This is a genomic window from Nocardioides jejuensis (genome assembly GCF_004337475.1).
GTDB classification, from domain to species: domain Bacteria; phylum Actinomycetota; class Actinomycetes; order Propionibacteriales; family Nocardioidaceae; genus Nocardioides; species Nocardioides jejuensis.
In genome coordinates this window covers 12,908-24,986 of record NZ_SJZJ01000024.1, presented here as the reverse complement: position 1 = coordinate 24,986, position 12,079 = coordinate 12,908, and the positions used below count along the sequence as shown (strand labels likewise).

Annotated in this window: 8 protein-coding genes and 1 pseudogene; 1 reads left to right on the top strand and 8 read right to left on the bottom strand. The window is 67.6% G+C overall.

The genetic code is table 11. From position 1 onward, the window contains the following. Positions 1–40: 40 nt before the first annotated feature. Both EPD65_RS13145 and EPD65_RS13140 read right to left on the bottom strand, forming a co-directional pair. Positions 41–1,432: a replication-associated recombination protein A gene (locus EPD65_RS13145; RefSeq protein WP_424450596.1), complete on the bottom strand. Its 1,392-nt coding sequence runs from the start codon at positions 1,430–1,432 to the stop codon at positions 41–43. 9 nt (positions 1,433–1,441) lie between these two features. Beyond that, positions 1,442–3,109, bottom strand: a complete 1,668-nt coding sequence (locus EPD65_RS13140) for an ABC transporter ATP-binding protein (protein ID WP_131584860.1) — start codon at positions 3,107–3,109, stop codon at positions 1,442–1,444. Between EPD65_RS13140 and EPD65_RS16600 the strand changes: the two are divergent. Next, a pseudogene (locus EPD65_RS16600) lies at positions 3,093–3,452 on the top strand (PH domain-containing protein); the annotation flags it as partial. The gene EPD65_RS13140 and the pseudogene EPD65_RS16600 sit on opposite strands and share 17 nt — an antisense overlap. A gap of 17 nt (positions 3,453–3,469) precedes the next feature. Here the strand turns inward: EPD65_RS16600 and EPD65_RS13130 are convergent. From EPD65_RS13130 to EPD65_RS13105, 6 genes are all read right to left on the bottom strand, one after another. After that, positions 3,470–4,555: an ABC transporter permease gene (locus tag EPD65_RS13130; protein WP_131584857.1), complete on the bottom strand. Its 1,086-nt coding sequence runs from the start codon at positions 4,553–4,555 to the stop codon at positions 3,470–3,472. Beyond that, positions 4,552–6,123 carry an ABC transporter permease gene (locus EPD65_RS13125; RefSeq protein ID WP_207891550.1) on the bottom strand — a complete coding sequence of 524 codons (1,572 nt, stop codon included), beginning with the start codon at positions 6,121–6,123 and terminating at the stop codon, positions 4,552–4,554. The genes EPD65_RS13130 and EPD65_RS13125 overlap by 4 nt, the downstream gene beginning before the upstream one ends. 50 nt (positions 6,124–6,173) lie before the next feature. After that, complete coding sequence (locus EPD65_RS13120; RefSeq protein WP_131584856.1) at positions 6,174–8,000, bottom strand: ABC transporter substrate-binding protein; 1,827 nt, start codon at positions 7,998–8,000, stop codon at positions 6,174–6,176. 146 nt (positions 8,001–8,146) lie between these two features. Continuing rightward, on the bottom strand, positions 8,147–9,937 hold the full coding sequence (gene aspS, locus EPD65_RS13115; RefSeq protein ID WP_131584854.1) for an aspartate--tRNA ligase: 1,791 nt from the start codon (positions 9,935–9,937) through the stop codon (positions 8,147–8,149). Further along, positions 9,934–11,319: a histidine--tRNA ligase gene (hisS, locus tag EPD65_RS13110; RefSeq protein WP_131584853.1), complete on the bottom strand. Its 1,386-nt coding sequence runs from the start codon at positions 11,317–11,319 to the stop codon at positions 9,934–9,936. Before hisS ends, aspS begins: the two co-directional genes overlap by 4 nt. After that, complete coding sequence (locus EPD65_RS13105; RefSeq protein WP_131584852.1) at positions 11,319–12,026, bottom strand: MBL fold metallo-hydrolase; 708 nt, start codon at positions 12,024–12,026, stop codon at positions 11,319–11,321. The genes hisS and EPD65_RS13105 overlap by 1 nt, the downstream gene beginning before the upstream one ends. Positions 12,027–12,079 lie beyond the last annotated feature (53 nt).

Genomic DNA, 12,079 nt, shown 5'->3' with positions numbered 1-12,079 from the left:
CTATCGCGGCAACCGTCGCCGGCGTACGCCGGTTCGGCCCTCAGGCTTCGCCGCGGATGATCCGCCGGACCCGCTCCCACCGCTGCTTGAGGCCGGCCTCCGCACCGAGCTCCGTCGGCCGGTAGTACGCCGCATCCGCGACGACGTCCGGCAGGTACTGCTGGGTCGCGATGCCGAAGGGCTCGTCGTGCGCGTAGATGTATGGCTCGGGTGCGCCCGCGGCGTGCCCGAGCTTCTTCGCTCCGGCGTAGTGGCCGTCTCGCAGGTGCGGAGGCACCGGACCGACCTTGCCGGCACGCACGTCGGCCTGCGCCTCGTTGATCGCGACGTAGGCGGCGTTGGACTTCGGCGCGACGGCCAGCGCGATCGTGGCCTGCGAGAGGTTGATGCGGGCCTCGGGCATGCCGATGAGCTGCACCGCTTGCGCCGCCGCGACGGCAGTCTGCAGCGCGGTCGGGTCGGCGAGGCCGATGTCCTCGCTCGCGGAGATGACCAGGCGCCGGGCGATGAAGCGCGGGTCCTCCCCTGCCTCGAACATCCGTGCGAGGTAGTGCAGCGCGGCATCGGCGTCAGACCCCCGGATCGACTTGATGAACGCGGAGATCACGTCGTAGTGCTGGTCGCCCTGGCGGTCGTAGCGCACCGCTGCGACGTCGACGGCGGTCTCGGCGGTGGCCAGGTCGATGACCGGCTTGCCGTCGCCGGCCTGCAGCCGGGCGCCGCCTGCCGCCGCCTCGAGATAGGTCAACGAGCGGCGCGCGTCTCCCCCGGCGAGCCTGACCAGGTGCTCGGCAGCGTCGTCCTCGAGGACGACCTGCCCGTCGAGGCCGCGCTCGTCCGCGAGCGCCTGATCAACCACGCGGCGTACGTCGACGTCGGTCAGTGACTCCAGGCGCAGCAGCAACGACCGCGACAGGAGCGGCGAGATGACGGAGAAGAACGGGTTCTCCGTGGTCGCGGCGATCAGGGTCACCCAGCGGTTCTCGACACCCGGGAGGAGCGCGTCCTGCTGAGCCTTGGAGAAGCGGTGCACCTCATCGACGAAGAGCACCGTCTCGCGGCCGCCCCGCGCGAGCTCGCGGCGAGCGCCATCGATCGCCTCGCGCACGTCCTTGACGCCCGCGGAGACAGCAGACACCTCCACGAACCGTCGATCGGTCTGCTGCGACACGATCGAGGCGATCGTCGTCTTGCCGGTGCCGGGTGGCCCCCACAGCAGCAGCGACAGGGCCTGGTCACCCTCGACCAGCTGGCGCAGCGGCGACCCGGGCGCGCGCAGCTGCTCCTGTCCGACGAGCTCGTCGAGGGTGCGCGGTCGCATGCGGACGGCGAGGGGCGCCGACGCGTGGGTGTTGACACCCAGCGAGCCGGCGCCCGGCACCTCCCCGCCGGAGGGCGAGGAATCGGCGTACGTGAAGAGACTGTCGTCCACCCTCTCAGCCTAGGAGACGCCCTCCTGCTCGATGAGGCGGTCCCGCTCCTCACGACGCCAGCGCTGCTCCACCGGGTCCGGCACGGGTACGGCGGCAACCAGGCGCTTGGTGTACGGGTCCTGCGGGTCGTGCGCCACCTGGTCGCGCGGGCCGATCTCCACGAGGCGGCCGAGGTGCATGACCGCGATTCGCTGCGTGAGCTGCTCGACGACACCGAGGTCGTGGCTGATGAACAGGCATGCGAAGCCGTGCAGCTTCTGCAGCTCGTGGAACAGGCCCAGCACCTTCTCCTGCACTGACACATCCAGAGCAGACGTGGGCTCGTCGGCGATTAGCAGGTCCGGCTCGAGGGCGAGCGCCCGGGCGATGCCGACACGCTGCCGCTGACCGCCCGACAGCTCGTGCGGATAGCGGTTGCGGAAGCCGCGCGCCAGCTGGACGTCATCGAGCAGCTTCTCCACCCGGGTGCTGAGCTCCTTGCCGCGCAGCTTCTGGTGGAGGTAGAGCGGCTCACCGATCGACTCGCCGATCGGGAGGCGCGGGTTCAGCGAGGAACCCGGGTCCTGGAAGACGAAGCCGACCTTCTCGCGCAGCGGCTTGAGCGTGCGCGTCTTCGCGCCACGCATCTCGATGCCGCCGACCGTCAGCGATCCGCCCGAGACCGGCTGCAGGCCGACGAGCGAACGACCGATCGTGGTCTTGCCCGAGCCGGATTCACCGACGAGGCCGAGAACCTCGCCCGCGGAGATCTCGAAGGAGACCCCGTCGACAGCCGTGAACTCCGGCTGCTTGCCGCGCTTGGGGTACTTCAGGACCAGGTCCTTGGCCACGACGACGGCGGGTGCCTCCAGGTCGACCAGCGGCATCTCGTAGTCGTTGTTGGGGTTGCCGAAGTACGGGACAGCGCTGAGCAGGCGCTGCGTGTACGGGTCGGCAGGCGCAGCGAAGACCTCGACGGTGCCGCCGTGCTCGACGACCTGGCCGTCCTTCATCACGATCATCCGGTCGGCCATGTCGGCGACGACGCCCATGTCGTGCGTGATCAGGACGATGCCGCAGTCGATACGGGTGCGGAGATCGCGCATCAGCTTGAGGATCTCCGCCTGGACCGTGACGTCGAGCGCCGTCGTCGGCTCGTCGGCGATCAGCAGCTTGGGCTCACACGCGAGCGCCTGGGCGATCATCGCGCGCTGGCGCTGACCACCGGAGAGCTGGTGCGGGAAGCTGTTGAAGCGCCGAGCGGGGTCCGGGATCTCGACCATCGTGAGCAGCTCGATCGCACGGGCCTTCGCCGCCTGCGGCGTGAGGTCGAAGTGCGAGCGCAGCGTCTCCACGATCTGGAAGCCGATCGTGTAGACCGGGTTCAGAGCCGTCATCGGCTCCTGAAAGATGACCGCGATCTCCTTGCCGCGGATCTTGCGCATCGGCGCACCCGTGAGACCGATCAGCTCCTTGCCGTCGAGCAGGGCGCTGCCGGTGGCCCGGCCGTTGCTCGGGAGCAGGCCCAGCAGCGACATCGACGTCTGGGTCTTGCCCGAGCCCGACTCGCCGACGATGGCCAGTACCTCGCCACGGTTGACGGTGTAGTTGACTCCCTGCGCGGCGGCGATCCATTCGCCGTCGACGAAGAACTCGACGCTCAGGTCCTTGACCTCGAGGATGGGAGTATCAGACATGCGCATTCACTCCGGACGCTTGCTGGGTTGGACGGCCATCGGTGTTGCCGTGCTGGGTATCGCGGCGCTCGTGGCCGCCGGTGAGTTCTTCAGCAGCTACACGCTGGTGCTGGCCGCCGTGGGTGTGGCGGGCTACGCCGCGTACGTGGGTCCGTACGTCGACATCAACCCGGGCGAGCTGGTCCTGGCGAACCCGCTGCGCACCGTGCACATCCCGTGGCCGACGATCCAGGCGGTCGACGGCCGCCTCGGGCTGCGGGTCCGCACCACCGAAGGCCGCTACACCGCGTGGGCGGCGCCGCTGAGGCGCCGCCTCGACGAGGACGTCGTCGAGCAGCTCGAGGCACATCGCGCCGCCGGTCACTTGGACGACCCCCGCTTCGAGCGACCGAAGCCGACGATCCGCTGGAACATCGGCGTCGTCTGCGCCGCCGCGTTGCTGTCGGCCTTCGCCATTGCCTTGGCACTCGGCACCTTCTTCTGACGCGGGTCGAACGCGTCGCGCAGACCGTCGCCGATGAAGTTGATGCAGAGCGCGAGGATGATGATGATCAGGCCCGGCCACCAGAAGAGCCACGGTCGGGCGCTGAACGCGCTCTGGTAGTTCGACACCAGCCAACCGAGCGAGACGTTCGGCGGGTTGATGCCGAAGCCCAGGAACGACAGCGCCGTCTCGAGCAGCACGGCCGACGACATCAGCAACGTCGTCTGGACGATGATCACGCCCATCGCGTTGGGCAGGATGTGCTTGAAGATGATCCGCGCCGGACGAGCGCCGGAGACCCGGGCCGCGTCCACGAACTCCCGCTCGCGCAGCGCCAGGAACTCGCCGCGCACGAGGCGGGCCAGCGTCATCCACAGGATCGCGCCCAGCACGACCGCGAGGATCCACGGCGGCGCCTCGTTGAAGCGCTTGCCGAGCACTGCGCCGACGACGATCACGGGGAACGTCAGGAACAGGTCGGTGATGCGCATGAGCGCCTGGTCCGTCCAGCCGCGGTAGTAGCCGGAGATGGCGCCGACCACGATGCCGATGACCATCGCCACGACCCCGACGACGATCATCACCATGATCGACGTCTGCGTGCCCTTCATGACCATCGCGAAGACATCGTGACCGACATCGTCCTGGCCGAACGGGTGGATGCCCCACGGGATCACGCCGCCGACGGTGCTCGGGTCGCCGCTGTTGACGATGTCGGGCAGATCGGTGATCGTCCACCGCCACCAGCCGGGCACGTCCAGTCCGAGGAACGAGAAACCGACGGAGGAGTACGCCAGCAGGATCACCAGCGCGAGGACGATGAGACCGACGATCGCGCCACGGTGGTGCAGGAAGCGGCGCCGGACGATCTGGCCCTGCGAGAGGCCCATGACCTCCTTGAGCTCGATCGCGTTCTCGAGGTGGTCCGCAGGGCGGTCCACGGGATGCAGGTCGTTGGTCATGCGTCCACCCGGATGCGAGGGTCGAGGACGGCGTAGAGCACGTCCGCGACGATGTTGGCCAGCGGTGCGAGGATCGCCACGATCAGCAGGTAGCCCATGACCGGGTCGAGGATCTCCTCGTGCAGTGACTGCACGAACAGGTGACCCATGCCGGACCAGCCGAAGACGGTCTCCGTGATGAGCGCACCACCGAGGATGAAGAGGATGTCCACCGGCACGACCGAGGCGAGCGGCAGCAGCGCGTTGCGGAAGGCGTGGCGCATGATGACGGTGCGCTCGGTCAGGCCCTTGGCGCGCGCCGTACGGATGTAGTCCTGGTTGAGGACCTCCAGCGTCGAGGCCCGCACGTAGCGGGTGTACGACGCCATGGAGACGAGCACCAGGGTGATCGACGGCAACGCGATGTGCGTGAGCAGGTCGGTGGTGTGCATCCAGAAGGAGCCCGCCAGGTTCGGCGTCGAGTCACCCGAGGTGGCGATCGGGCGACCGTGGACCCACGTCGAGTTCGTGTAGTCGTACCAGGTCTGAGCGAGACGGTCGAGGAAGAGCACCGCCGCGACCAGCACCGCGGTGATCGCGCCGGTGCGGGCAGACCGAGAGCGCTCGGTGCCGCCCCACGCGTAGCCCACGCCCACGCCGACCGCGGCTGACACCACGGCGAGCCCGATCATCAGCAGCCACGAACCCGACACACCGTTCCAGAAGAAGAGCATCGGGTAGTAGAGCCCGCCGCCGATCGCGGCCACCGTGAGGGAGGTGTACAGCGCCTTGCGGTTGCGGAGACCCGTGCTCAGAGTGGTCACGCCGAAGGCGATCGCCACCGAGATGAGCAGCACCTTGATCAGGTCGAGCGGGCTGCCGCTGCTCGGCCGGACGAAGAAGTCCGACACGTTGGAGTAGAGCATCAGGGCTGCGACCAGCGCAGCCGTGATGCCGCCGATGCGCAGGAGGCGCGCGCGCCCGCCACCGCAGGCGGCGCCGACAGCTAGTCCGGTGACCAGCGCGGCACCGATGATCCAGCCGGCGGAGAACTGTCCGCCGTTCTGGATGAAATCGTTGAAGTCGATCGCCAGGAACGACTTGAGCATGACCGCGACCCAGAAGACCGGGAGCGAGTACATGAGGAATGACAGGAACGTGATGCTGTAGTCGAAGCCGCTGTACTGGCGCAGCGCGCTGATGATGCCGATGGCTGCACCGACGACGATCGCGATGACCGTGGCCAGCAGCACGAGCTGGACCGTCGTGACGACCGCGCCGCTCAGCATGCTGGTGACCGCTTCGTGGGTCTTCCAGTTGGTGCCCAGGTTGCACTGGCCGTAGAGGCAGCCGGAGGCACCCTTCAGCCAGTCGAAGTAGCGGGTGATGATCGGCTCGTCGAGGCGCAGCACAGCCGTGAGGTGCGCCATCTGCTGCTGCTTGGCGAGGGTGGGCATGGTGCTCGCGCGGAGCGTCGACAGGGGGTCGACCGCGATGGCAACCAGGAAGTACATGAGGAACGACGAGATCAGCACGACGAGTGCGGAGGTCGTCAGGCGACGTACGAGAAAAGTGATCATGGGCTTCATGCGCGGTGGGGTGCGCCTGAGTCAGACGCACCCCACCAGCTGCCTGCTTTCTACTTGGCGGTCCAGTTCCAGTAGCCGTAGAACATGTTCGGCGACAGGTAGGCCGGGTCGAGACCCCCGATGGCCTTGCCGTCGTAGAACACGACACCCGGGAACTCGAAGATCGGCAGGGTCACTGCGTCCTTGTAGATCTCGGTGTCGATCGTCTTCAGGAGCGCGATCTGCTCCTTCTGGTCGGTCGTGAACTGCAGGTCCGCGTAGGCCTTGTTGACCGTCGCGTTGTCGTAGCCCTGGAAGTTCGAGCCGGCCTTGCCGACGTAGTTCGCCATCGAGCCGAGCACCGACGTGGTGGTGCTGTTCCAGCCGAAGAAGATGGCGTCGTACGACTTGTTGCCGAGCTTGTTGCTCCACTGAGCGTCGCCCTTGTTGACCATCTTGAAGCCGGCTGCAGTCTCGGCGGCCTCCGCGAGCGCGTACTCGGCGGCACGACGCGGGTTGGTCTTGTCGTACATCTCGCGGACGACCGGGTTCTTGACGCCGGCCTGCTTGAGCAGGGCCTTCGCCTTGGCGATGCCGTCGGTGCCACCGGCGCCGTAGGCGGCCGAGCCGTTGGCGGCCGAGATCTCGTCGTAGCCCGGGGCACCGTTGAACGTCGTGAGCGACGTGCGGAGCTTGGCGTCAGGGACGATCGGCTTGATGATCTTGTCCATGATCTCCTGACGCGGGTACGCCATGAGGAACGCCTGGCGGACGAGCTTGGCCTTGGCCTCGTCGCCACCGTAGGTCGACGGGTCGAACGGGCCACCGTTGTTGACCGTCAGGTCGATGTGCTCGTAGGTGCTCTCCAGACCGCGGTGCATGTCGAGACCCTTGGCCTCGGCATCCTTGACGGAGTCCGTCGTCGCCTGGCCCTCGTACGCCGACATCTCTCCGTTCTTGAGCGCCTGGAGCGCCTGCGTGGCGTCCGGGAAGAACTTGACGGTGATCTGGTCGACCTTGCCCTTGTGCTCACCCGCGTAGTTCGGGTTCTTGGTGACCGTGACGTACTGGTCCTGCTTGGCCTTGCTGATCACGTACGGACCAGAGCCGACCAGGAGCTGCTTGTCGCTCGGCGTGTTGCCGAAGTCGAAGCCGGAGTTCCAGAAGTCGGCGAGCTTGGCCAGCGCCGCCTTGTCCTTGGTCTGGAAGGCCTTGATGACCGCCTCGTTGCCCTTGGTCGCGTCCTTGATGCCGAGAGCCTCGGACGCCATGACGTGGGCCGGGGTGCGGAGCGCGTTGTAGAAGTCGACCTCCCAGTCGGCGAACGGCTTGTCGTAGACGAGCGTCACGGACTTGCCGTCGTCGCTGATCGTCGGGAACTTCGAGATGTACTGGAAGCCGTTGGCGCCGGCGGCCGCGGCGTTGAAGTACGCCTCGCCCTTCGGAGGCGTCTTGGCACCGGTGTTCTCGTCGGTCTTGACGTCGTCGTCGCTAACGGTGTTGAAGTTGCCGCTGTTGGCGCCAAACCCGAAGATCAGGTCGGCTGCGGTGACCGGCACTCCGTCGGACCACTTGGCCGTGTCGGCCAGGGTGTACTTGACCGTCAGCGGGTCGTCCGACACCTTCTCGTACGTGCCGAAGGAGGTGTCCTTCTGCAGCTGGTTGTCCGCATCGAAGTAGTTGAACTGCGAGTTGGTCAGGTACGAGATGTTGGCGTTGGTGACGTTGTTGCCGGTGCCCGTCTGGTCGTTGATGGAGTAGAACGACTGGTTCCAGCCGACCGTGAGGGACGACGGGCCACTGCTCGTCTCGCTCTTGGTCACTCCACCGCAGGCAGCGAGCGAGGCCGCAGTGGCCGTCACTGCGATGATCGGGATGATCTTCCTGCCGAGATTCACGTCTGGTGCCTCCTGTGCTTCAGGGCACGCTCGACACTGAGCGGGCCTGTGACGTAGGCATCACCCAACCACAGGGAAACCGCGCTTCCCATCCCAAAAGTTCAACGTTTTGATATCGAAATATTGGGATGACCAAGACGTATCGATCAGGGGGTTGCGTCGCCCTCCGGCGCCTGCTCCACCTCGGGCTTGGCGTCGACTCCGGCCTCGGCCCGCTGCTGCTCCGTGATCGGAGCAGGAGCCGCCGTGAGCGGATCGAAACCGCCACCCGACTTCGGGAACGCGATGACCTCGCGGATCGAGTCCGTCTTGGTCAGGTGCTGGAGGATCCGGTCCATGCCGAGCGCGATGCCGCCGTGCGGCGGGGCGCCGAACTTGAAGGCATCGAGGAGGAAGCCGAACTTCTCCTGCGCCTCGTCCTCGCCGATGCCCATCACGTTGAAGACGCGCTTCTGGATGTCCTCGCGGTGGATACGGATCGAGCCACCACCGAGCTCGGAGCCGTTGCAGACGATGTCGTAGGCGTAGGCCAGGGCCGAGCCCGGGTCGGTGTCAAAGGTGTCGAGGAACTCCGGCTTGGGGCCGGTGAAGGCGTGGTGGACCGCGGTCCACTCCCCTGCGCCGACGGCGACGTCACCGCTCGCGACGGCGTCGCCGGCGGGCTCGAACATCGGGGCGTCGACGACCCACGTGAAGGCGAAGACGTCCGGGTCGAGCAGGCCGAGGCGCTTGCCGATCTCCAGGCGCGCAGCACCGAGCAGCGCACGCGACGACTTGGTCGCACCGGCGGCGAAGAAGATGCAGTCGCCCGGGTTGGCACCCGTGTGGGCGGCCAGGCCGGCAGCCTCGGTCTCGGAGAGGTTCTTGGCAACCGGACCGGTGAGGGTGCCGTCCTCCTGGACGAGGACGTACGCCAGGCCGCGCGCACCGCGCTGCTTGGCCCACTCCTGCCACGCGTCGAGCTGCTTGCGCGGCTGGCTGGCGCCACCCGGCATGACGACCGCGCCGACGTACTCCGCCTGGAAGACACGGAACGTGGTGTTGGCGAAGTACTCGGTGCACTCCACGAGCGGGTTGCCGAACCGGAGGTCGGGCTTGTCCGAGCCGTAGAGGCGCATCGCGTCGGCGTACGTCATCCGCGGGAGCGGGGTCTGCACCTCGACGCCGATCGTCCGCCACATCGCGGTGATGACGTCTTCCATCATCTCGATGACGTCGTCCTGCTCGACGAAGGACATCTCGATGTCGAGCTGGGTGAACTCCGGCTGGCGGTCCGCACGGAAGTCCTCGTCGCGGTAGCAGCGGGCGATCTGGAAGTACTTCTCGATGCCACCGACCATGAGCAGCTGCTTGAACAGCTGCGGCGACTGCGGCAGGGCGTACCAGCTGCCCGGGTGCATGCGCGCCGGGACCAGGAAGTCGCGCGCGCCCTCCGGCGTCGAGCGGGTCAGCGTCGGGGTCTCGACCTCGGTGAAGCCGCGGCCCGCGAGCACGTCGCGGACCGACTTGTACACGTCCGAGCGCAGCCGGATCGCGGCAGCGGGTCCCGAACGACGCAGGTCGAGGTAGCGGTGCTTCAGGCGCGCCTCCTCGCCGACTTCGACGTTGTCGTCGATCTGGAACGGCAGCGGCGCAGCGGTGTTGAGGACCTCGAGGTCGGCGACGACGATCTCGATCTCGCCAGTGGCGAGGTTCGGGTTGACGTTGCCCTCGGTGCGGGCGACGACCTCGCCGACGACCTTGATGACGAACTCGTTGCGGAGCTGGTGCGCGACGGCCTCGTCGCGAATCACGACCTGCACCACGCCACTCGCCTCGCGGAGGTCGATGAACGCCACGCCGCCGTGGTCGCGACGACGCGCGACCCATCCGGCGAGGGTGACGGTCTGGCCGACGTGCTCGGCACGCAGGGCGCCGGCCTCGTGGGTGCGGATCACTTGCTGATCTCCTTGGAGTCGGTGGTCGAGCTGGCCGAGACCTGCGGACGCAGGTCGGCCGCGGGCGGAGTCCAGGTGGCCGGGTCGACCGTCACCTGCTCACCCGAACGGATGTCCTTGGCTTCGTACGTCGAGGCGCCCGACTCGTCGGTGCGCTCGAAGAGCACGAACGGGATGCCGCGCTTCTCGGCGTACTTGATCTGCTTGCCGAACTTGTCGGCCTTGGCCGCCACCTCGGTGGGTACGCCGGATGCGCGGAGCTGCTGCGCGACGGCGTCCGCGGCCGGGCGCGACTCCTCCTCGTTGAGTGCAACGAGCACGGCGCTGGGCACCTGGCGCGAGCCGGTGAGGTGGCCCTTCTGCACCAGCGGCACGAGCAGGCGCGAGAGGCCGAGCGAGATGCCGACGCCCGGGTAGGTGAAACGGCCGTCGGACGCGAGCGCGTCGTAGCGACCGCCCGAGCAGATCGACCCGAGCGACTCGAAGCCGGTCAGGCGGGTCTCGAAGACCGTGCCCGTGTAGTAGTCCAGACCGCGGGCGATCTTGAGGTCCGCGACGACGCGGACCGTCTCGGAGGTGACCGAGGCACAGCCGGCAATGACCGCCGCGAGCTCGGAGAGGCCCTCCTCGAGGAGCTCGCTCTCGACACCGAGCGCGCGGACGGCGTCGACGAACGAGGCGTCCTCCGACTCGATGGTCGCGAGCTGCAGGCAGAGGTCGGCCTGCTTCTCGTCGAGGCCCGCGTCGGACTGGAGGAGCTCGCGGACCTTGTCGACGGGCAGCTTGTCGAGCTTGTCGATGACCTGCATGACCTTGTCGGTGTCGGTCGCACCGACGCCTTCGTAGAAGCCCTGGATCAGCTTGCGGTTGTTGACCTGCAGGCGGAAGCCCGGCAAACCGATCGAGTCAGGACGGGCGAGCTGTGACAGCGCCTCGACCATGACCCGAGCGACCTCGACGTCATGGTGGAACGGCAGCACGTCGCGGCCGACGATGTCGATGTCGGCCTGCGTGAACTCGCGGAAGCGGCCCTCCTGCGGGCGCTCACCGCGCCACACCTTCTGGATCTGCCAGCGACGGAAGGGAAACTCCAGCTTGCCGGCGTTCTCCATGACGTAGCGCGCAAAGGGCACGGTGAGGTCGAAGTGCAGGCCCATGCCCGCGTCTCCGTCGGTGTCGTGGAGTCGCTTGAGGACGTAGACCTCCTTGGAGGTCTCTCCCTTGCGCAGCAGCTGGTCCATCGGCTCGACGGCGCGCGTCTCGATGTTGCCGAATCCGTGCAGCTCGAACGTGCGCGACAGCGTCGCGATGACCTGCTGCTCGACGACGCGGTCAGCAGGCAGGAACTCGGGGAAGCCGCTGAGCGGCGTGGGCTTGGCCATCACAGACCCCGGGTGACCTGGTGCGCCGTGCCGGCGTTGATCAGGTCCTGGAGGTACGGGTTCGTCAGTCGCTCCTGGCCGATCGAGGTCTGCTGGCCGTGGCCGGGCAGGACGACGATGTCGTCGGCGAGCGGCAGCACCTTGTCCTGGAGGCTCTGCAGCATCTGGGCGTGGTTGCCGCCGGGCAGGTCGGTGCGGCCGATCGAGCCGGCGAAGAGCAGGTCGCCGGAGAACATCACCTGGGAGACGTCGCCGCCGTACGGCGTACGGAAGGCAACCGAGCCCTGCGTGTGGCCCGGCGCGTGGTCGACTGTGATGTCGATGCCGGCCAGGGACAGCACGGCGCCGTCGGTGAGCTCGCGTACGTCGTCAGGCTCGGTGAACTCGTACTTGCCGCCGAGCAGCATCGCGGCGCTCTCCCGGGAGATGCCGGCCATCGGGTCGGTCAGCAGGTGGCGGTCGGCCGGGTGGATCCACGCCGTCGCGTCGTAGGTGCCTGCAACGGGAGTCACCGACCACATGTGGTCGATGTGTCCGTGGGTCAGCAGCACGGCGACGGGCTTGAGCTTGTGCTCGCGCACGACGGCCTCGACTCCAGCGGTCGCCTCCTGCCCGGGGTCGATGACAATGCACTCGGCACCCGGCTCCGTCGCGATGACGTAGCAGTTGGTGCCCCACGAACCAGCAGGGAATCCAGCGATGAACACCTGCGAAGCCTACCGATTGCCTGCTCGAGGGCGAGACACCTGTGACTACGATG

Coding starts and splice junctions, on each gene's coding strand:
- EPD65_RS13140 (WP_131584860.1), bottom strand. CDS start 3,109: ATGTCTGATACTCCCATCCTCGAGGTCAAGGACCTGAGCGTCGAGTTC.
- EPD65_RS13130 (WP_131584857.1), bottom strand. CDS start 4,555: ATGACCAACGACCTGCATCCCGTGGACCGCCCTGCGGACCACCTCGAG.
- EPD65_RS13125 (WP_207891550.1), bottom strand. CDS start 6,123: ATGAAGCCCATGATCACTTTTCTCGTACGTCGCCTGACGACCTCCGCA.
- hisS (WP_131584853.1), bottom strand. CDS start 11,319: ATGGCCAAGCCCACGCCGCTCAGCGGCTTCCCCGAGTTCCTGCCTGCT.